Raw genomic sequence first — 21,624 nt, 5'->3', positions numbered from 1 at the left:
AAAATATCATGGCAATATATTCCAAAGAAGAAGCAAAACAGATTATGGAAAAGGCATTGAGCTTTTCTACTGCAGATGCTTGTGAAGTAAATTTAAGCGGAAGCGAAAGCGGTAATATCCGTTATGCTAGAAATACAGTGTCTACAGCAGGACACAGATCGAATCAAACCTTGGTTGTACAATCTAATTTTGGAAAAAAATCGGGTACAGCTACGATTGATGAATTTGATGATGAATCATTAAAAAAAGTGGTAAAAAGAGCCGAAGAACTGGCAAAACTCTCTCCAGAGAATCCAGAATTTATGGCCCCACTGGGACCACAGACATACGATAAATCGATTACATATAAAGAAGCCACAGCAAAGGTATCACCAGAATATCGTGCAGAAGTTGCTAATAGCAGTATCGAACCAGCTGCTGCTAAGGATGTTACTGCAGCGGGGTTTTTTAACGACTCCGCAGGTTTTAGCGCAATGATGAACTCTAGTGGTTTGTTTGCATACAACCAATTTACAGATGCTAGTTTTACAGTAACTATGCGTAGTAATGATGGTACTGGATCTGGTTGGGTGACTAGAGATTACAATGATATTTCTAAGTTTGATGCAGTAGAAGCCTCAAACGTAGCGATCAATAAAGCAGTAATGTCTAAGGAAGCAAAGGCAATAGAACCAGGGAAATATACGGTTATTTTAGAGCCAGCAGCTTCAGTTGGTCTTTTAGGTAATATGGCGTTTGCATTTAATGCACGTACGGCAGATGAAGGACGTAGTTTTATGTCTAAAGAAGGAGGAGGAACCAAAATGGGAGAAAAGATCGTAGATGAGCGAGTGAATATATGGTCAGACCCTTTAAATCCAGAAGTGCCTACAGGAACTTGGAACGGTTCAGGACAACCACTTAAAAAGACAAGTTGGATAGAAAATGGAGTAGTGAAAAACCTAGCATATAGTCGTTATTGGGCAGAGAAAAAAGGAGTAGATCCTGTTCCTTTTCCTAATGGATTTATTATGCAAGGCGGTGATGCTTCATTAGAAGATCTTATCAAAGGAACTAAGAAAGGTATTTTAGTTACGCGATTATGGTATATCAGAACTGTAGATCCACAAACATTATTATACACAGGACTAACCAGAGATGGAACTTTCTATATAGAAAACGGAAAGATTAAATATCCAGTTAAGAATTTCAGATTTAACGAGAGCCCAATCATTATGCTAAATAACCTAGAAACTCTAGGGAAGCAGGTTAGGATTGACGGAAATCTGGTGCCTTATATGAAGATACGAGACTTTACCTTTACCAGTCTTTCTGATGCAGTATAATCTTATAAGTACTGTCTTAACTAAAAATTAGAAACTATCAGATAGAGCGTAGTTAAAATGTATAGTGTAAATCACATATTTTTTAATTGCGCTCTAATGGTAGTAATTGGTTTAAGAGAATCCTAATTAACTTTAATTTTAGATCATTTAGTATTTAATGATCTATATTGTTTCGTTAGTATACCTAGTTAATTTCATATTGAGCAATAAATTTTTCTTTACACGATTACAATACGAATCAGGAGATTGGGATGTAGACCAAAGGATGCCTTCTAACCTGTTAAATTCTCTTGTGGAGTATACTACATTAAAGGTAGATACTCAGGAGAAGATTATTTCATTAAGTAGTGATGAAATTTTCAAAAGCCCATTTTGTTATATTTCTGGACATAAGTTAGTACAGTTCACTAAAAAGGAAAGAGAAAACTTTAAAAAGTATGTAAACAACGGTGGTTTTGTTTTTGCAGATGATTGTAATCACGATATTGATGGGTTATTTTCTAAGTCTTTTGTTAGGCAGATGGGGGATATTTTCGGTCCACAAGCGTTAAAAAAGATACCTAATAATCACGAAATTTATAAGGTGTTTTTTGAGTTTGAAGATGGACCTCCAACTACATCTCAGGAATTAAATGGATGGGGAGATGATATTGTACATGATTATTTAAAAGCAATAGTTATTAACGGAAGGATAGGAGTTTTATTCAGTAACAAGGATTATGGTTGCGAATGGGATTATGATTTTAGAAATAAACGGTGGTATAAAATAGACAATACCCGATTTGGTGTTAATATCGTGATGTATGCATTAACATCATAAAAGATAGAATTCATATGGATAAAGAGTTAGTAGATATAGAACAAGAAGTACATATTCTTACCGAAAAACTTCAGAAATTAAGGAAGGAAATAGGGAAGGTTATTACAGGCCAAGAAGAAACTATAGAACAACTATTAATTACCTTTCTTGCAGGTGGTCATGCACTATTAGAAGGAGTTCCTGGTTTAGCCAAAACCTTAATGATTAGAACTTTGGCTCAAGCCATTGATTTAAACTTTAAGAGGATACAGTTTACGCCTGATTTAATGCCGTCTGATATTATTGGTACAGAGATACTAGAAGAAGATTATAGCACAGGAAAGAAGTTTTTTAAATTTAATAAAGGACCTATTTTTTCTAATATCATATTGGCGGATGAGATCAATCGTACACCACCAAAAACACAAGCGGCTTTGTTAGAAGCAATGCAAGAGTTTGAAGTAACTTATTCTGGAAAAACATATGAATTAGACAAACCATTTTTTATTCTTGCTACGCAAAATCCAATAGAACAATCAGGAACATTTTCACTGCCAGAGGCACAACAAGATCGTTTTTTATTGTACATAAAAATTGGATACCCTACGGAGTCAGACGAAACAACAATTCTAAAAAATACGACAGGTTCGAAAAAAGAAACCTTGAATAAAGTAATTTCGGGGGACGATATTATTAGGTTACAACATTTGGTTAGAGAAGTCCCTATAAGCGATGATCTGATCTCTTTTGTCAGTAAAGTTATAAGAGCTACCAGACCAGAAACAACAACGAATTCTTATGTAAAGGAATGGGTCAATTGGGGAGCAGGACCACGTGCTGGTCAAGCAATGATATTAACAGCTAAGGCAAGAGCATTAGCACAAGGAAGATTATCGGTGACTTTAGAGGATCTTAAACACGTGGCTATTCCCGTTTTAAGACATAGAGTTATCGTTAATTTTAGAGCAGAATCAGAAGGGATTACTTCTGATAATGTAACACATCATCTATTAGAAGATATAAAAGTAGGAGCTTAGAAAAAGAAGCGCGTGAGACAGGATTATCATCAATTATTAAAACCAGAACTTATTAAAAGCGTTTCTGGCTTATCGCTAATCGCGCGGGTATTAGTCGATGGGTATTTGTCTGGATTAAACAATAGTCGTAATGTAGGTTCGGGAATGGAGTTTACGCAATTTCGTAATTATGAACCAGGAGATGATCTAAGATTGCTGGATTGGAAAATGCTGGCCAGATCAGGGCGATATTATATCAAACAATCGGAGGTAGAAACCAATATTTCTATAAAATTTATTTTGGATGCTAGTAACTCTATGTTACACAAAGAGCAGGAACTTTCTAAAATGGATTATGCCAGAGTATTAGTAGCTTCATTAGGATATATGTCTCAAAAACAAGGCGATGCTATTGGATTGTTTGGATTAAACGAAGATCGTTTATATGATTTATATCCTAAAATCCAGAAACAGCATTACAATCGCTTTTTATTAGAACTGGCCAATATAGAGAATAAAGGCAAGTGGCCTGCGAATCCAAATGCATCAAAAAGCTTACATGACCGCAATCATAAAGAACTCATTTTTTTTATAACAGATTTATACGAGCATGATGAAGAGTTAACTTCTTTTATAAAACGATTAAAAACCCCTAGAAACGAGGTGGTGGTATTACATCTTATGGGAAATAATGAATTAGAGTTTTCTTATAAAGGAACTGTAACATTCGAGGATTTAGAGACAGGAGCAAAGCTAAAAATAGATACGAAGACCGCTAAAAAAGAATACTTAAAGGCTTTAGAGGCCATGATCAGTACTACAAAAGATACTTTATTGATGAACGATATTAGTTATCATATGTTTAAATTAAATGATCATATCGGAGAGGCGTTACAAGTGTTCCTTAAAAAACGAAATAATCTAATCTGATATGTCTTTCTTATATCCTACATATTTATGGGCATTATTAGGACTCTTGGTACCTTTGGCCATACACCTTTGGAGTAAAAAAGAAGGAAAAACAATAAAAGTAGGTAGTACTAAATTATTAAGCGAATCAGACTCTAAACAATCCAGAAGCATCCAATTGAATGAATTATTACTACTAATTCTTAGAATGGTATTAATAGCAATGTTAGTTTTCCTAATTGCTGGATTTCAAATTAAGAAAAGAGCGAATTCGACTCCAATAACATATATCATAGAGCCTACGTTGGTACAAGATCAGAGGATACAAACCATTGTAGATACTCTAGAGAGTGGAGCATCGCTGCGACTCTTACAGACTGGTTTCCCTGAGTTGGATAAAGATGAGTTTGATTTTAAAAATGACGAAACACCTAACTATTGGCAATTAGCAAAAGATATGGAAACATTGCGTTCCGATAGTATTGTTGTTTTTACAAGCGCAAAGATAACCGGGTTAAAAGGAGCTCGACCAACGATTTCTAAAAATAGTACTTGGATCGCATTGGATAGTAACGAACCTGTAGAAAGAGTCCTCAGCGTAACTAAAACAAAAGATACAGTAGAAATACTGTCAATTACAAGTGATCAAAATGTAGCATCTTTTAGTAAAGAAAGAGTAGCGAAGAATAGCAATACACTCGGGTATACTATAACAAATGATAGTTTACTCTTTTCGGCTAAAGGAAAAGAGCAAACAGTAGCACTTACAGCGGAACGAACAGCGAAGGTGATGTTGGTGTATACAGATAGTCTAAAAACTCAAAAAAAATATATTGAAGCATCGCTAAATGCAATATCAAAATATCTAAAGAGAACTATAGATATCGAAATACGAACAGCAACAGAAGACATAGCGTATTTAGAATATGATTTGGTAGTTTGGTTATCTACAGCGATTGCTCCTAATACGATAACAAAATTATTGGTATATCGTCCAGATACATTTGCTAATACTATTATTGAAGCAGGGACTTCGAGCACCATTTTTTACCTCACAGAACCGTTGAATAGAGAGAATAGTATTGATAAACACCTGTCAGAACAACTTTTACAATTGTTTGATTTTTATAAAGAAGAAAAATTGGATATCGGTAACTATGATATGCGAAGTATTGATATATCAGAATTAGAACCCATAACTTCTGTGAGTGCAGGAGATAAAAAACAATATGAATTGTTAGATATTTCTAAATGGTTATGGTTATTAGTAGCAATTGGATTGATAGCAGAACGAAGTATCGCAAAATATAGAAAACAATAGTGAGATCAGGATATAATATATTAGTTGGATTTAGACAACGATGGCAACTGATGCTTTGGTTAGAAGTGGTCTTATATGCCGCAGGTCCTGCAATTCTTGTATATGTTGTCTCCTCTAGTGTTTTATGGACTGTGATTGCGCTACTTGTGGTAGCAAGTATTGCTGCAATGATCATAAAACCATGGAAAAAGAGTTTACAAAATATTGCTAGTTATATCGATCTGCATTTAGAGGGTACAGAATATAGTACGAGTCTGCTATTAGCATCAGAAGAACATTTATCTGGTTTAGCCAGAATACAGCAACACAGAATCCAGGATGTATTGATCACAAAGCTAAAAACCATCAAACCTCCGCATCATTTGATTAGAGGAATTGTATTGGTAAGTGTATGTGTGTTGATCGGTTTTGTGTTATACAAATTTGATCTATTTGGAGCAATACAAAAATCTCAGCAGCCCAAAACTATTCCAGAAACCATTGTTTTTACAGCCACGGATTCTACTGAGATTTCAACAGCACCGCCAAAAATTCTAAAGCAAGAACTACTTATTACATATCCACGATATACACAACTTCCTGCTGCCAAAACAACCACAATGGATATCAAAGCGGTAGAAGGATCGCGCATATCTTGGCAGATACAGTTTGATAAAGAGATTAAAGAAGTGACTATAGAAAGTGCAGACAATAGGTATGCTATGGAACAGATCGATGGAGTATATAAAGGGAACACTGTGCTTAGCACTTCTGGATTTTATAATTTTAAGTTTACAGATCACCAAAACAACTCGTATGTGTCAGATTTGTATGCTATCGAAGTGACAAAAGATAAGAGTCCTACTGTGGCCATTAAAGGAATAAAACAATTTACTTCTTTTGATTATGAGCAATCTAAAAAAGTATCCTTTATCACAGAAATTAAAGATGATTATGGGATTGAAGATGCCTATATTATTGCTACAGTGAGCAAAGGTTCTGGTGAATCGGTAAAATTTAGAGAAGAGAAACTCAATTTTAGCAACGTAACTACAGGAAATAAAAATCTAAACCTATCCAAAAGGATTGACCTAGATCAGATGAATATGGAACCAGGTGATGAGCTGTATTTTTATGTAGAAGCTTTGGATCGCAAAAGACCTAAAGCCAATATTTCCAGAAGCGAAACCTTTTTTGCAGTAATTAAGGATACCATTTCCGATACTTTTGCGGTAGAAGGAACGATGGGAGTAGACCTGATGCCAGATTATTTTAGAAGCCAACGACAATTGATTATAGATACCGAAAAACTTCTTAAGGACAAATCTAAAATGACTACCCAAGAGTATAAATCCAGAAGTAACGAGTTAGGTTTTGATCAGAAAGTATTGCGCCTTAAGTATGCGGAATTTATGGGAGATGAATCAGAGTCAGAAGGTGATGAACATGATGATGAGCACGAGCACGAAGAAGAACACGGTCATGAAGAAGGACACGAGGAAGAAGATCCATTAGCAAAATACACCCATAAACACGATAGTCATAATGAACATAATCTGGTAGAGGAAAAAGAAAAAAAGGAAGATCCTCTAGAAGAATATTTACATAATCATGATGATCCAGAAGAGTCTACACTCTTTACGCAATCACTAAAGAGCAAGTTACGCCAAGCACTGAATGAAATGTGGGATGCAGAACTGTATTTACGATTATACACACCAGAAAAATCATTGCCTTATCAGAACAGAGCGCTAAAACTAATCCAGGATATAAAAAACAGTGCGCGTATTTATGTACATCGCATCGGTTTTGATCCGCCACCCATCAAAGAAGATAAACGATTGACGGGCGAAACTGATAAAGTACCTGGGTATAGAAAAACAGAAGAACTAGAACAAGAAGATCTGTATCCCGCAATACGTGAATCGATCGCTAGATTAGAAGCACTCATCTCAGAAAAAACGGGGATTACGGAGGATGATAAAAAACTTTTTGGCAAAGCCGGAAATGAGCTAGCCATAAAAGCGATAGAAGATCCAGGAAAATACCTAGAAACATTACAACAGCTAAAATGGATTTCTGAAGATGTAACAGTCCCACAAGAAGCATTGATTGCATTGCAAAAAGGACTATTTATGGCACTACCAGCAGTATCACCAAATCCTGTAAAAACAGCACAGCAATCGAGCGAAATAAATGATTTATTAGTAAAAGAGTTAGAAATTCATGATTGAGAATATTACTTTTTTACATAGTAATTGGATGTGGCAGATTGGGTGTGGTGCGCTGGTACTATGGTTAGTTTTTGTTTGGAAAGAATTATCTCTCTGGGGAAAACCAAAGTTTTGGATCAGAATCACGGTTGCGCTTCTTGCCGTGATATCTATAACGATCATCGCGCTAAAACCTGCTCGATCGATACTGCCTAAAAACACCAAAGTAGCACTACTAACTCCAGGATATGAGCGATCACAGTTAGACAGTTTAAAAAAAATATATAAACGATTACAGACGGTTGATTATATAGAGAATCAACCCATTTTTGGGAAAGCAACAACTTCTGATACCGTTTTTGTATTGGGATCTGGTGTAGCGCCTTTTGATTTTTGGCAGCTAGCGAATAATCAGGTACAGTATGTGTCTGGAGATATTCCCACAGGAATCATTAGATATACATATGATCAAGAAAAAGTAGTAGGAGCAGAGTTTGGACTAGAAGGGATCTATAACAATCCAATAAAAGGAAATAGATTGGTACTAGAAGGACCTGAAGGCAATGGCCTGGATTCTATTAACTTGGTTGCAGATGCAGAACAATCTTTTAGTTTACGTGCCAAATTAAAAGCGAGTGGTACCTATATCTTTTGGGTAACCGAAAAAGACGCTACAGGAAAAATAGTAGCTAAGGATCCAATTCCAATGAAGGTGCAGGATCGTAAAAAATTACAAGTGTTGATCGTTAATGACTTTCCTACGTTTGAGACCAAGTATCTAAAAAATTACCTCTCCGAAATGGGCCACGAGGTATTGGTAAAGAGTAAAATAACCAAAGGAAAGTTTAAGTTCGAGTATTTTAATAGAGACCGAACACCGATGGGTGCTTTTACTGAGAAAAACCTGAGTCCCTTTGATCTGGTGATCTTAGATGCTAATACCATCAAGAATCTTGGAAGAAATGCGACCACAGCGTTAGAGAATGCAGTAAGACAACAAGGATTGGGCGTGTTTATCCAGCCCGATGAAACCTCCTTTAGATCCAGAAAAGGATTTGCAGGATTTGATTATATATCGGTAAAACGTACAGAAACGAAGCTGCCTATTGCACCAAAAACCAAGATAACAACTTATCCCTTTGTTTTTAATAATCAAACAGAGATTCTAGCCGTACATCGCAATACAGATAAGAAGATCATTTCTGGATATAAATATATAGGAAAAGGAAAAGTAGGCACTACGGTAATAGGGGGTACTTATGAATTGATTTTGGATGGCAATACCCAAGAGTATCAACAACTATGGGCAGGAATACTTACAGCAATTGCTAAAAAAGAAATTGCTGAGGTAGATTGGGATACCAACCAATTATTAGCGATAAAAGATCAACCCTATATTGCTACGCTTAGAACCAAAGTAGCTACACCAGAAGTAATAATAGCAGATGGATATCGCATAGCGATGCAGCAAGACATACACATACCCAATCGTTGGCAGGGAACCACCTATCCTAAAAAGCTAGGTTGGCACCAAATCTCGATTGCACAAGACAGCACTACGGTATTGGAGTATTATGTGACGGATACCATCGCTTGGCGATCACAGTTGGTATATGATAAGATGCAACAAAACAGTCGCTTCTTTGATCGATCCATACCTACAGCCACAGCAACAAGGGCTCCTGTAGCACCCATAAATCCAATAGGGTTATATATCTTCTTTCTATGTTGTATGGGATATCTATGGCTAGTGCCCAAAATAGAAACTACCTAACTAGATGCTTATTTCCCTATTTTATAAAAGCTGATTTCTTGATAAAAAGAATATATCTTATTTGGATTTTAGGGAAATTTTACCCTATTTTTAGATCTTAACAAAGAAAGATAAGTATTAGTAATAATCATTTGTAAGTGTTTGTAATCATTTACAAATGAAAATATACTTTTAATAAGGTAACTATATCCGCATGTTACCTACAACCAAAACACAATCTTCATTGAAACAAAAAACTGAAATAAAAAAGGGTACTATAATTCTGTATGAAGGTGATGTTTGTAAAAGTGCCTATCAAGTTATAAAAGGTTGCTTAAAAAGCTATGTAATCGATAAAAATGGGAAAGAACATATTATTCAATTTGCCCCAGAAGGATGGTATATTTCTGACTTAGATAGTTTGGTAAACGGAGTTCCTTCGAAAACTTTTATTGAAGCAATAGAAAATTCAATTGTAGAAAAAATAAGTTTTGAAGATTTAGAGAATATTAATGACATTGAAAGTTCGATTCAAGAAAATTTCTATAAAAAACTGACTAATTCAATCATTTCCTTAAACAAGCGATTAATCAGTCAACTAGCGTCCAATTCTGAAGAAAGATATATTGACTTTTTACATACTTATCCCTCTTTAACTAACCGACTTCCTTTAAAATTAATTGCTGCTTACATTGGTGTTACTCCTGAATACTTAAGTGAAATAAGAAGAAATATTTCAAAAAAGTAATTAGCGAACTCATTTCTTAAGATACCTTAATTTTCATTGCATAAATACTTCTCAACTTTGCACTTATAAATTAAAAAGCAAAATTATGGCAAGTACAAAAAATAGAATTTTAAACATTTCCCTTTGGATAGTACAAGTACTACTATCTATTATGTTCATTATGGCAGGTTTAATGAAATTAAGCCAACCCATTAGTGAATTATCCATTTCGCTTCCTTGGACTACTGATACACCTGAATTTTTAATTAGATTTATAGGATTAAGTGAGTTATTGGGTGGAATTGGATTTGTCCTACCTGCTTTGCTACGTATAAAACCAAAACTAACAGCGTACGCAGGTATTGGAATTTCAATAATTATGCTTTTAGCTTCTGTTTTGCATACCTACAGAGGGGAATACTCTTCCATAATATTCAACTTCTTGATTCTCGGAATGGCAGTTTATGTGGCTTGGGGAAGATTAAAGAAAATACCTATTGAACCAAAAAAATAAAAAGGCAGCAGCTAACAATGTATAAAAAAACATAGGGCGGTTTAGGCTTAATTTGAAAGCCTATGCTTGTTCATAAAGTCGCCAAATATAAAATTTGACATTTTCAACAAAAAAGATAAAAGCAAAATGTTATATTTAGCTTAGTACCAACACGAAACGTATTGCTTATCACCTGCCCTACGTTTCTTATACGAGACGTTGGCAGTAATTCCCTAAATAAAGAAACTTTATTAATTTCTTTTACTACCAATTTAAATTTTGTGTAGTAACTTTATATTAAATTTAACCATAATCAGAATTACAAAAAACTTATATGGAGTCATCATTAGAATCTTTATCTAAATTATTTACTGAAAGAATTTATAGGATACCTGATTATCAAAGAGGATATGCTTGGACTAATAAGCAACTAAAAGATTTTTGGGCTGATTTGGTACAACTAGATAAAGGTAAAAATCATTATATAGGAGTATTGACTGTAGAAGAGGTATCCGAAGGACAATATAAAAAATGGGATGACGATTTATGGATTATTGAATCCAAAAGCTACCGACCACTTTATATAGTAGATGGACAGCAAAGATTAACAACATCAATAATTTTAATCCAAGCTATTACAGAGTTTATTCCAGAAAACGAAAAATTAAATTATAATACAGTCAATGAAATTCGAAAAAAATATATTTATGAATCAAAAGATGAAGGAATTTCAAGATCGTATATCTTTGGATATGAAAAAGATAACCCAAGCTATGATTATTTAAAGTTAAAAATATTTAAAGAAAATTTAGAGGAGTTCTCCTCAGAGCCTGAAACTATTTACACAAATAACTTAGAAAAAGCGAAGGAGTATTTTATAGAACAACTTTCCCTTTTAAATTTCAAACAGATTGAAGATATATATAAAAAATTAACTCAAAATTTTCTTTTTAATTCATATTCAATATCATCAGATATCGATGTTTTTATTGCATTTGAAACAATGAATAATAGAGGAAAACCTCTATCATATTTAGAATTATTAAAAAATAGGCTTATATATTTATCTACTAAATTTGAAGTTTCAGAATCAGAGAAAAATAAACTTCGTAAAAGAGTGAATGAATGTTGGAAATCTATATATCATAATTTAGGTAGAAACAAAAACCAACCATTAGATGATGACCAATTTTTACGTAATCATTTCTTAATCTATTTTGGAAGAAAAATCTTTGATGAAGTTAAAACTGATTTTACAGAAGAGATATCTTTTCAATATTTTCTCATGTCAAGAAGAACAAGAAAAAATCTAGAATATCCGATATTTTTATTAGAAAAACATTTTGTAACCAAAAATATCCTTTGCGATAATTTACCAACAGGAATAACTATTAAAAATGTTTATGAATACGTCAATAGTTTACAAAAATCGGTAGAGACTTGGTATAAAATTTTCAACCCTAAACTTGAAAATTATTTCACACTAGAGGAAACTAAATGGTTAAGCAAATTGAATAGACGTTCAATCACTACAGTTGCTGTTTTGATAATGGTTTTCTTCGAAATAGAAAAATCAGAAAAGAAAAGAGTAAAATTGTTAAAAGCACTTGAGAGGTTTTCTTTCATTAAAACAATGACCTATTTATATAGATATTCACTTCAACACGCAAACTTTGTTATGTTATCAACTGATTTGATTGAAAATAAAATATCATCAGACAAATTAATTCAATTAATAGTAGATAGAAACAATAAATCATATAATGATTCCGAAAACAAAAAAGATATAAGAAAATCTTTTAAAAACAATGGTTTTTACAAATGGGATGGTATTCACTATTTCTTATATGAATATGATTTAACTCTTTATGAAAAATCTAAAACAAAAAGAGAAAAATTAAACTGGGATCAATTCAACGATAGTGATTATAAAACGGTAGAGCATATTTTTCCGCAAAACGGACGAAAAGAATGTTGGAAAAAACATTTCTCTAAATATACTTCTAAAGAAAGACGTATTTTAAGACATTCTCTTGGAAATTTAGTTCCACTTTCACAACCCAAGAACTCTAGTTTTCAGAATAAATGCTTTAAAGACAAAATAGCAAATTCAGAAAATACGGTTGGCTTTAGATTTGGTTCATATTCTGAAAATGAATTAACGGAAAATACAGAATGGACTGCAACTCAAATATTAGAACGTGGAATAAGGCTATTAAGCTTCTTAGAAAAAAGATGGGAATTACCGATTGGAAACATTAAACAAAAAATTGAGTTTTTAAATCTAGGGTTTGTACTTGAAAAAGAAAAAATTAAGTTAGCAGACTTAACTACTGCCAACAACGTATATAAAAAATAGGAGGTATAATAATAAAATCAAGTTTTGTGGTTCTCGTCAAACTTTGAACTTGAACTAAAGTTTATTACTTCACAACCTCCTACTTTTTATATACAACACGTTAGTAATAATTTGAAAAACAAATCAATGAACTCGAACATTGTGGGAAAACTTGAACAGGATGAAGAATTTGATGAATGGTGGTATGGTGGGAATTTAAAAGCCCCTATTTTAAAAAATGAGGAATTACCTGTTACATTCACTGGATTTGTTCCTGAAAAAGACTTGAATTTTATAACAGAAGCTGATAGTGCATTAGAGAATTTGACAAAAATAGAGGACTATGAAACCATTACGAATTTGATACATAAAAGTTGTATTGAATTTGTAAATGGAATTGAAGAAGAATATCGAGATGAATTTCAAGAGTTTCTTGACATAAAGAATAAAACAGAAATATGGAATTACATAACTTTTAATGAGATTCACGTAGAGCGAAGAATATGGTCTGATAAGGATATTTATGTGAGTATAAAATGTAATTGTGAGTGGGAAGAAGAGCATGGACTTCAAATAGTTTTCAGACAAGGTAAAATGATCACACGAATTAGTGGAATTGACGGACATATAACAGAAGCGGATGCTTATGGAAAAGATGATAATGAAGATTATTTACTAAATAAATATAACAAAATCTATTGCTAACAATTTGTATAATGTATAAGCATCCCGAGGATGCAAACGCATCATAGAATGGACGTTACACCTAACCTTAATAAACAACATGAAAAAAGGATTATTAATTTTAACGCTACTACTAATAACTTCATTTTCTTTTGCGCAGAAGGATTTTTTAGCAGGAAAATGGAAATATGAAAAAATCCCTGACCATATTGAAATAGATGAACAAGGACTTAAAATGGCTAATGAATTTTTTAAAGACATGACTCTTTCATTCGACCAAAATAATTATACTCAAATTGTAATGGGGAAATCAGAAAGCGGAACATGGTCTTTAATTAGCGAAAGTACTTACGAATTCAGTTCATCAAAAGGTTATAAATATGAAGTTATAATTAAAAAGATTAGTAAAAATCAAATCATATTCAAACAGAAAAATAGAGAATGGCAATTAATAAAATCTGACCAAAAGGCTGCTATTGAGATTCAACAGAATTCACTAGATAAAATAGAAGGCTTAAAAATAATTGCGAAAAACTTACTTGGAAAATGGTTTTATAATGGACGAATAAAAGATGGAAAAGAGAGTGGGGTAATACTTAAACACAATAAAGATGAGGTCGTTAATTACGAATTCAAAAAAGATGGAATGTTCATAAACAATGCACCACTTGATATAGAACTTATTGGTATTTGGAAAATCGAAAAAGATAAAAAGACTCTTGTCATTGAAAGTGAAAACAAAACTGAATTCATAAAAATTGTAAAACTTGACGGTAAAGAACTTCATCTTTACAATCCTAAAAATGAATCTATTTTGAAATTCAAAAAAAATGAAAACTAGGTGTAACAGTTTGTATAGTTCATATCCTCCCTTTGGGAAGTAAATACAACATATATAAAACGTTAGTAGTTATAACAAGAAATGACTAAAGAAGAATATAAAAGAAAATTTGAAGAAGATGAAGCTGTTGGGTGGTTAAGTTTGGATAAATTGACAGAAAAACTATACCCAAACCAAGAACCTAAACATTATGGAACAGTTATCAAATATATGCTTGGTGGCGAAGATCCATTAGATGGAGTTAGTATTTATGAAAGTAAAAATCAAAATAACCATTATCATTTTGTGTCTTACGGAATGTCTAACTTGTACTATGATCTGGATAATTGTGAAGAGGAATTTAGTGGATGGGGATTTGAGTTTACATTTAGACTAATCCCATTTGAGGAAGATAACGAAGATCCTAAATGGGTGATTTCCTTAATGCAAAATCTTGCAAAATATGTTTTTAATAGTAAAAAATGGTTTGAAGAATATCATTTTATACCTGCAAATGGACCTATTAGATTAAACACGGAAACTAATATTACCGCAATTGCTTTCGTTGAAGACCCTGAAATGGGAACAATTAAGACACCTAATGGAAATGTTCAGTTTTTACAGATGGTAGGAATTACAACGGAAGAATATGAGCAATTGAAGCAAAACCCTAAGACTGGTGAAACTAAGATTGTGCTAGATAGGTTAAAAAAAGAAAATCCATTATTGATAACTGACCTAAAAAGAAAATAATACAACTGCTAACAATTCGTATAGTTCATTTGCTCCACTCGCTACCGCTAATCTTCGGCTAGTGGCAATACTCATGAGAAAACATAACCAAGAGTCTTAAACCCTATTTGATACATTTTTTATAAATGATATATCTAAATTACGTAGCACACTAGTTATAATCTAACAACAGCTGGGACTACAATTTGAGCCTCTTTAAATGTGAAACTAATCGCAGATTTCAAATAAATTTGGACTCGCTGCATTACGATAGGTATAAACTAATTAAAGTCAAAAACTATCCGTTTTACTTTAATCTTAGAAAATATCCGGATTCGATCTCAAGATTGGTCAGGTGTAATTGAATCAACTGCTAATAAAAACACATAGAACTAATATCAGGCTTCCTACCTAAAAAATTACTAGTTTTATAAAAACAATTAATTTTTCGTGTAGCTAGTACTAAGTACCTGGGCTGGAACTAGTCATATACGAAGACCTTACCTGCAAGTGCATAAAAGAGACCTAAAATAATAGTGAATGAACAATAAAATCACTTTTTTTATAGGAATACTAGGAGTTAGTCTTTTTGTAGTCTCTTCTATTTTAGGTGGATTTCTAATTGAAAATTATAACATATTCAGTCAATATATAAGTGAATCTTATGCAATTGATACTAAATATGGAATTTTTTTTAGAATATTTGGTTATATTCCAAGTGGTATTCTTATTGCTTTATTTTGCTTTCTTGGAGTGAGATATTTTCCACCGTCTAAACTACTGAAAATAGGATTTCGCGGAATCGGAATATTTTATGGGTTAGCTACAGTAGTTGTTGGAATATTTCCTTGTGACATTGGTTGTAATAAAGAATTAATTGATCCTAGTTCTTCTCAGCTAATTCATAATTTTGTGGGTATACTAACTTATTTATTTGTTCCTGTTTTTATGATTTTAATTGGATTTGAATTAAAAAAAGGGCTCAATAATACGTTTTCTTTACAATCAATTGTGTTTGGCGCAATTAGTATGTTGCTTGTATATATATTAGTTTCTAACTCAAAATCTGAATATATCGGACTTTATCAAAGAATGGTAGAGTTGGTGTTTGTTATATGGGTAATCTTTTGTGCTATTGTAATAAAAAATAAAAAACCAATAAGTAACAAGGGCTATAATTAATTCAGGGCTCAGTTCTTGACCAAAATTTTAGAACTTTTAACAAAGACCGCCAAATTTTTAATTTGGCTATAAAACTGAAATAAGATAAAAATAGCATAATGTTTAGTGAAATAGTAGAACTTATTAGAAAAGCAATAGAGATTTCTGATGAAGAAGCTAAAATAGTTGAAGATTGTATTCCAATCAAAACCTTTGAGAAAGGGACAATATTATTAAAAGAAGGTCAAGTCTCAAAAGAATCATATCAAAATTTATCTGGATTAGTTCGTAAATATTATATCATCGATGGTAATGAAATAACAACTAATTTTTACGAGGAAGGCACATCAATCGCTTCATTTACAAGTCTGCATCAACAATCTCCTGCTAAACACTATTTTGAATGTATAGAAGATTGTAAACTTGCTGTTTTAAATAAGGATAAAGAAAAGGAGCTTATAGAAAAAGTGCCAAAGTATGAAGCCTTGTGTAGAACTTCAGTAGAAGAAGACTTGGGCAAACAACAGGATTCTTTGGCTGCTTATTTAATCTCTTCACCCGAACAACGCTATGTAAGTTTACTTAATGATAAACCAAAGCTGTTAAATAGAGTTCCATTATATTATTTAGCAAGTTACATCGGTGTAAAACCAGAATCATTAAGTAGAATTAGAAAAAGGATTATGAAAAATAGATCCTAATAGTTGTTTTTACTTTACTACCAATATTCAAATATTTTAGAGATTTTACCTTTTCTAAATTCAAAAAGTGTCACTTGCGGTTCTCCTTCTTCAATTCTTCCATTGTTTTTTAACATATAGCTTCTTTTAACCATGACAACATTGAGTCCAACAATTTTATTCTTTATTTTAATATCCACGATTTCTCCATTATACGCTCCATTTTTTTGATTTCGAACATAACCGTTGTACAAGTTTTCTCTAGAATAAATACCTCCATATTTTGGATGAACATATGTGAAATCATCAGTAAAAAGCTCAAAAATTAAGTCAATATCTTTTATTGTAGAATTAGCTTGAAATGTCTTAAGGTTTACATCATAGTATTTTTGGACTCCAATTTCTAATGAGTCCTTATGCGCCTTAGTAACATTCTGCGCTATAGTTTGAGTTGTTGTAAAAAGTATGAGTATCGAGATTATTAATATTTTAATAAGTGTTTTCATAATTGATATTGGTTACGTATTAAAAAAATAAATTCCATTTAGTATGCACTTTGCTAGTAAAAAACTGCTGACAATTAATATTGCATTAAAACCATAGTTAACTTCTTTCTTTTGTGTTTTATAATAAATCTTATTCCTTTTAAAAACAGCTGCTAAAACTCCCATAATTATAAACCAAATGGTAAATAGGAAAGATAATTCTGTGTAAATTAAAAGACCAGCTAAATCGTGTGCAAATCCTGAAAAACCAAACGTTAAGACTAGAGCTACATACGAATGACATACTCTTTTTAATGGTTTATAAATATATTTATTGAGGTAGTAGTTCCATATTGGATTCCAGTGTACCCAAAACAAATCAAAAGAGTTGGCGCCCAAAGACCTTTTAAACATATTACCTAAAGAATTCGAATGTCCAAGCGGAACACCATTTCGCTTTTTTACATAGTTATTTAAAGATATCATATATTAAAGGTTTTTTGTGAAAAGCCTTTAACCAATAACCAAATCGTAAATGACAACTCACCAATTACACCAGTAAAAACAACAATTGCCTGAAAATAAGATTGATATTCATTATAGCTAACTAAAAATAGTTTTGATAATCCATCAATAAAATAACCTAAAGCGGCTATAATCAATAAAAAACTAATAAATCTATTTATGTAATTAGATTTAAAAGCCAAAAAACCAAGTGATAATAAATGGATTCCAAAAAATAGAAGACCGATAGTCCAAAATTCATCGAATTTTTTGAACAAATCAATTACCCTAGTTTGTAACTCTGAAGAGTTTGTTTTGCCAGAAGTAATAGTATAGATCTTATTTAATTGGACTAGAGCAACTAAAAAAAATGAAGCGTGTAAACCTCTAAATAAGGAAGCTATATATGGTACTATTTTTTGAGTTGGTTCTGTGATTTTAAATAATGACCAGATCAAAAACACATCTGAAATTAGCATTATAAAAAAAGCAATCAACCCATGTCTAAATTGAATGGAATCATTTATAATATTCAAGGTTGTTTGTTCACTATTATCTAAATCTACCAGATTTTCTAGAATTGCAAAGTTTGCGTAGAAACCGGAAATGAAAATTAATAGGTATGCAATCCCCGAAGCTTTGGTCATTGCTTTCATAGTTTTGTATTTTACATAGTAATACAAATCTATAGCCATCTATAAAGTTATAAATTGACTTTGGTTAAGAAGTGAAATAAATAAGAAACCTATTACTTAACCAAAGTCAATTTTTTTTAGGAATTCCTTGTTGACTTTTGTACTTCAATAATCTTATTATATGAAACCTTTAATTATACTTTTATCAAGTTTTGTAATTTCCTTGTTTGCTATCAAAATTATAAACAAGGAATATGATTTTGCATTATCAGGAAGAATTGCAATGTCGATAATGTTGGTGTTTACAGCAATTGGACATTTTATATTTACCAAAGGAATGTCTATGATGATACCTAAATTTATTCCATATAAAGGGGTATTCGTTCATCTAACAGGTGTATTTGAAATTTTACTTGCAATAAGCCTTCTTATTCCGCGATTGAAATATATATCTGGTTGGACACTAATTATTTTTCTTCTACTAATGTTACCAGCTAATATTTATGCTTCAATAAATAATATAAATTACCAAAAAGGAACATTTGACGGAAGCGGTCTGGCATATTTATGGTTTAGAATTCCTCTACAATTTCTGTTTATAATCTGGACTTTTCTTAGCACTATTCCAATTCATTAAAGAAATTAGCGACCTTCACTCCCGCTAGTTTCTAACTAGTGGCAATATTCGTGATAAAACACACTAAAGAGTCTTAAATCTTGTTTGATACATTTTTGATAAATGATATGCTTAAAGTTGCGTGGTACACTAGTTGTAAACTTAACGTCAGCTTAGAGATATTACGTCAATGATATTCCCGAAACAAAGTGGGGAGAGACTGCAATTTCATCGCATAAATTCGTAAACAATTTTTGGTTTTTTATAGGCTATCATTTTTGATTTATAAAAATAGACAGATCTTTAAATAACTAATAATAGAAGTTAAATTAATGCTCCAAGAACAAAGAATTGAGATTGTATTTGCTAAATTAGTAACTTAAATACATAATGAAATAATTTGTAAAACATTGCATATTAATTGCTTATAAAATAGAATATGGCAACAATCAATACTTATTTAAGCTTTATGGGGACCACTGAAAAAGCATTTAATTTTTACAAATCTGTATTTGGTGGTGAATTCGTTGGTGGAATAAGACGTTTTGGAGATATGCCTGAAAATGATTTAATGTCGGAAGAAGACAAGAGAAAAGTAATGCATGTTGGATTACCAATAGGACCTGGGAATTTCCTTATGGGGACTGATGTACTTGAATCCAACGGACAATCACTAACGTTTGGAAATAATTATTATATATCAATCAGTCCAGAGAGTAAAGAAGAAGCTATTAAGTTGTTTAATGGGCTTTCATTAGGAGGAACAATAACATCACCATTAGAGGATACATTTTGGGGAGCATACTTTGGAACATTTACTGATAAATTCGGAGTGCAATGGATGGTAAATTATCTTTCAACAAACTAAAAAATTAAGAATGATAAAACCATAACCCAATAAAACCGAACGTTTCTGTCCATTAAAGTTAATATGATATTTCTAAAAGAATACATCCCTTTTACCCTTCATAAGAAATGTATTATACTTCTAAAATAATACTCGTTTTAGAAGCACCATACTCAGCGATTTTTTCAAGAAAGGAAACAAGATGCTTATTGTTTCTAAAATAACCTAAAATGCATAAACAATCATCACCAGTAATTCTATCACAACTTTGTACTTCTTCCATCGTACTTATTTGTTTTATAGCATCAGATGTTCCTGCAGGTCCTCGGTGCATTACTAATGTTATATATGCTTTAGTCTCAATACCTAATTTTTCGTGATTCACCTTTAAAACATAACCTTCGATTATGCCTTCTTCTTCCATTTGTCTAACACGTTTACCTATTGCGGGAGCAGACAACCCAACTTCTTTTCCAATAGTAGCAAAGCTTTCTCTAGCATTGATATGCAGCATTTCTAATATTTTTCTGTCTAATATATCCATTTGTAATCAAAATTATTTTATGTGTTATTCGATACAATCGAATGTAAATATAGTTCAATTAATTTGATTGTAATGTAAAAATGAATTTTTACGTTCTATATTTGTTTTGTTGATTTTGGATAGGTAGTTTCCAATTTTAAATATTCAAATAGAAAAAAGATAAAACATGAATCCATTTTTAATTGATTGTATTGGTTATGGAGGTTTAGTTATAAACTTATACTCAATGTCCACTAAAGGTGAGTATAAACTAAGACTAATCTCGTTAATCGCTAATGCAGTCTACATTTTATACGGCACAATAATTAGTGCAACTCCAATAATTGTAGGATGCACTATTGCTGTATTTCTGCATGGATATCATTTAAGACGATTGACAATTAAAAAGGATGGAAAATGATTAGAATAGAAAAAGCTAAAGAAACGGATATAACGATTTTAGCACTTTTAGGAAGAGTAACCTGGGCCGAATCTCATGGGCATTATATAGAGGATAAAAACAACTTATTAAAATATCTAAACGAGAATTTTTCAGTTTCTAAAATGAAACGAGATATAAGCAATCCTAAAAACCTTTTCTATATTATCTATGTAGATGATTTACCTGCTGGTTATGCAAAATTGGTGGTAAACGCAAAAAATGAAAATATTGCCTCTCAAAATAGTTGTCAATTAGAAAGAATCTTTATTCAAAATGAATTTATTCCATTAAAAATTGGACAGCAACTTCTAACTTTTGTTGAAGAAAGAATAAAAGCATTACAATTAGATACGATGTGGCTTACGGTTTACATAAAAAATAATAGAGCCATTAGATTCTATGAAAGAAATGAATTCAAAAATATAGGAGAATTAAACTTTCTTGTCAATGGAAAAGCGTATGAAAATATAGTTTTCTCAAAAAAAATATAAGTATTCAATACTATTTAAAATCGATGAACAGGAATTGATTTATGAAAAACTAGGATAAAGGAAATGAACTATTTCCGATAATGAATAAGAAAACCCTGCTATCGCTAGTTGGCAACTAGAGACAGTTGTAG

23 protein-coding genes are annotated in these 21,624 nt (G+C 32.0%); 19 read left to right on the top strand and 4 right to left on the bottom strand.

Annotated elements, in window-relative coordinates:
* Window positions 1-8: 8 nt before the first annotated feature.
* From J8L88_RS14235 to J8L88_RS14165, 15 genes are all read left to right on the top strand, one after another.
* Window positions 9-1,325 (top strand): TldD/PmbA family protein, encoded by a 1,317-nt coding sequence (locus J8L88_RS14235; protein WP_118385612.1) that lies wholly within the window; start codon window positions 9-11, stop codon window positions 1,323-1,325.
* A gap of 199 nt (window positions 1,326-1,524) precedes the next feature.
* Window positions 1,525-2,145, top strand: a complete 621-nt coding sequence (locus J8L88_RS14230; RefSeq protein WP_118385613.1) for a DUF4159 domain-containing protein — start codon at window positions 1,525-1,527, stop codon at window positions 2,143-2,145.
* Window positions 2,146-2,159: 14 nt separating this feature from the next.
* Window positions 2,160-3,161 carry a MoxR family ATPase gene (locus J8L88_RS14225; protein WP_211061044.1) on the top strand — a complete coding sequence of 334 codons (1,002 nt, stop codon included), beginning with the start codon at window positions 2,160-2,162 and terminating at the stop codon, window positions 3,159-3,161.
* Window positions 3,162-3,173: 12 nt separating this feature from the next.
* Window positions 3,174-4,070, top strand: a complete 897-nt coding sequence (locus tag J8L88_RS14220; RefSeq protein ID WP_211061043.1) for a DUF58 domain-containing protein — start codon at window positions 3,174-3,176, stop codon at window positions 4,068-4,070.
* 1 nt (window position 4,071) lies between these two features.
* Window positions 4,072-5,370 (top strand): BatA domain-containing protein, encoded by a 1,299-nt coding sequence (locus tag J8L88_RS14215; RefSeq protein WP_211061042.1) that lies wholly within the window; start codon window positions 4,072-4,074, stop codon window positions 5,368-5,370.
* The gene (locus J8L88_RS14210; protein WP_371813670.1) at window positions 5,370-7,583 is read left to right on the top strand and encodes a DUF4175 family protein; all 2,214 of its coding nucleotides are present in this window, start codon (window positions 5,370-5,372) and stop codon (window positions 7,581-7,583) included. The genes J8L88_RS14215 and J8L88_RS14210 overlap by 1 nt, the downstream gene beginning before the upstream one ends.
* Window positions 7,576-9,336: a hypothetical protein gene (locus tag J8L88_RS14205; protein ID WP_211061041.1), complete on the top strand. Its 1,761-nt coding sequence runs from the start codon at window positions 7,576-7,578 to the stop codon at window positions 9,334-9,336. The genes J8L88_RS14210 and J8L88_RS14205 overlap by 8 nt, the downstream gene beginning before the upstream one ends.
* Before the next feature lie 223 nt (window positions 9,337-9,559).
* Window positions 9,560-10,063 (top strand): Crp/Fnr family transcriptional regulator, encoded by a 504-nt coding sequence (locus J8L88_RS14200; RefSeq protein ID WP_211061040.1) that lies wholly within the window; start codon window positions 9,560-9,562, stop codon window positions 10,061-10,063.
* An 85-nt stretch (window positions 10,064-10,148) separates the two neighbouring features.
* A complete protein-coding gene (locus J8L88_RS14195) occupies window positions 10,149-10,556 on the top strand; it encodes a DoxX family protein (RefSeq protein ID WP_211061039.1) in 408 nt (135 codons plus the stop codon).
* 313 nt (window positions 10,557-10,869) lie between these two features.
* A complete protein-coding gene (locus J8L88_RS14190) occupies window positions 10,870-12,894 on the top strand; it encodes a DUF262 domain-containing protein (protein WP_211061038.1) in 2,025 nt (674 codons plus the stop codon).
* Window positions 12,895-13,020: 126 nt separating this feature from the next.
* On the top strand, window positions 13,021-13,578 hold the full coding sequence (locus J8L88_RS14185) for a hypothetical protein (RefSeq protein WP_118385622.1): 558 nt from the start codon (window positions 13,021-13,023) through the stop codon (window positions 13,576-13,578).
* 79 nt (window positions 13,579-13,657) lie between these two features.
* Window positions 13,658-14,398 carry a hypothetical protein gene (locus tag J8L88_RS14180; protein ID WP_211061037.1) on the top strand — a complete coding sequence of 247 codons (741 nt, stop codon included), beginning with the start codon at window positions 13,658-13,660 and terminating at the stop codon, window positions 14,396-14,398.
* 81 nt (window positions 14,399-14,479) lie between these two features.
* Window positions 14,480-15,130 (top strand): suppressor of fused domain protein, encoded by a 651-nt coding sequence (locus J8L88_RS14175; protein WP_211061036.1) that lies wholly within the window; start codon window positions 14,480-14,482, stop codon window positions 15,128-15,130.
* A 519-nt stretch (window positions 15,131-15,649) separates the two neighbouring features.
* Window positions 15,650-16,291 (top strand): DUF998 domain-containing protein, encoded by a 642-nt coding sequence (locus tag J8L88_RS14170; protein ID WP_118385625.1) that lies wholly within the window; start codon window positions 15,650-15,652, stop codon window positions 16,289-16,291.
* A 98-nt stretch (window positions 16,292-16,389) separates the two neighbouring features.
* Window positions 16,390-16,971, top strand: coding sequence for a Crp/Fnr family transcriptional regulator (locus J8L88_RS14165; RefSeq protein WP_118385626.1), 582 nt, complete (start codon window positions 16,390-16,392; stop codon window positions 16,969-16,971).
* 17 nt (window positions 16,972-16,988) lie between these two features.
* Here the strand turns inward: J8L88_RS14165 and J8L88_RS14160 are convergent, their stop codons facing one another.
* Genes J8L88_RS14160 through J8L88_RS14150 form a run of 3 tightly spaced genes read right to left on the bottom strand, consistent with a single transcriptional unit; the run spans window position 16,989 to window position 18,595 of the window.
* Entirely contained in the window at window positions 16,989-17,456 is a 468-nt protein-coding gene (locus J8L88_RS14160) for a nuclear transport factor 2 family protein (protein WP_211061035.1), read from the bottom strand.
* A gap of 12 nt (window positions 17,457-17,468) precedes the next feature.
* Entirely contained in the window at window positions 17,469-17,921 is a 453-nt protein-coding gene (locus J8L88_RS14155) for an MBOAT family O-acyltransferase (RefSeq protein WP_118385627.1), read from the bottom strand.
* Complete coding sequence (locus J8L88_RS14150; protein ID WP_211061034.1) at window positions 17,918-18,595, bottom strand: DUF4386 domain-containing protein; 678 nt, start codon at window positions 18,593-18,595, stop codon at window positions 17,918-17,920. Before J8L88_RS14150 ends, J8L88_RS14155 begins: the two co-directional genes overlap by 4 nt.
* 160 nt (window positions 18,596-18,755) lie before the next feature.
* Between J8L88_RS14150 and J8L88_RS14145 the strand changes: the two genes are divergently transcribed.
* Together J8L88_RS14145 and J8L88_RS14140 are read left to right on the top strand one after the other, a co-directional pair.
* Window positions 18,756-19,211, top strand: a complete 456-nt coding sequence (locus J8L88_RS14145) for a hypothetical protein (protein WP_118385628.1) — start codon at window positions 18,756-18,758, stop codon at window positions 19,209-19,211.
* Window positions 19,212-19,629: 418 nt separating this feature from the next.
* On the top strand, window positions 19,630-20,058 hold the full coding sequence (locus J8L88_RS14140) for a VOC family protein (RefSeq protein WP_118385629.1): 429 nt from the start codon (window positions 19,630-19,632) through the stop codon (window positions 20,056-20,058).
* A gap of 112 nt (window positions 20,059-20,170) precedes the next feature.
* Here J8L88_RS14140 and J8L88_RS14135 read toward each other — a convergent pair whose 3' ends face one another.
* On the bottom strand, window positions 20,171-20,581 hold the full coding sequence (locus tag J8L88_RS14135; RefSeq protein WP_118385630.1) for an Lrp/AsnC family transcriptional regulator: 411 nt from the start codon (window positions 20,579-20,581) through the stop codon (window positions 20,171-20,173).
* Between the two features lie 166 nt (window positions 20,582-20,747).
* Between J8L88_RS14135 and J8L88_RS14130 the strand changes: the two genes are divergently transcribed.
* Window positions 20,748-20,981, top strand: coding sequence for a hypothetical protein (locus J8L88_RS14130; RefSeq protein WP_027391959.1), 234 nt, complete (start codon window positions 20,748-20,750; stop codon window positions 20,979-20,981).
* Window positions 20,978-21,493: an N-acetyltransferase gene (locus J8L88_RS14125; protein ID WP_118385631.1), complete on the top strand. Its 516-nt coding sequence runs from the start codon at window positions 20,978-20,980 to the stop codon at window positions 21,491-21,493. The genes J8L88_RS14130 and J8L88_RS14125 overlap by 4 nt, the downstream gene beginning before the upstream one ends.
* The last annotated feature ends 131 nt before the right edge of the window (window positions 21,494-21,624 follow it).

Source organism: Aquimarina sp. MMG015, assembly GCF_018100855.1.
Classification (GTDB): Bacteria; Bacteroidota; Bacteroidia; order Flavobacteriales; family Flavobacteriaceae; genus Aquimarina; species Aquimarina latercula.
Note: the sequence above shows the minus strand (reverse complement) of the source record. Positions and strands in the feature narration are given on the sequence as shown.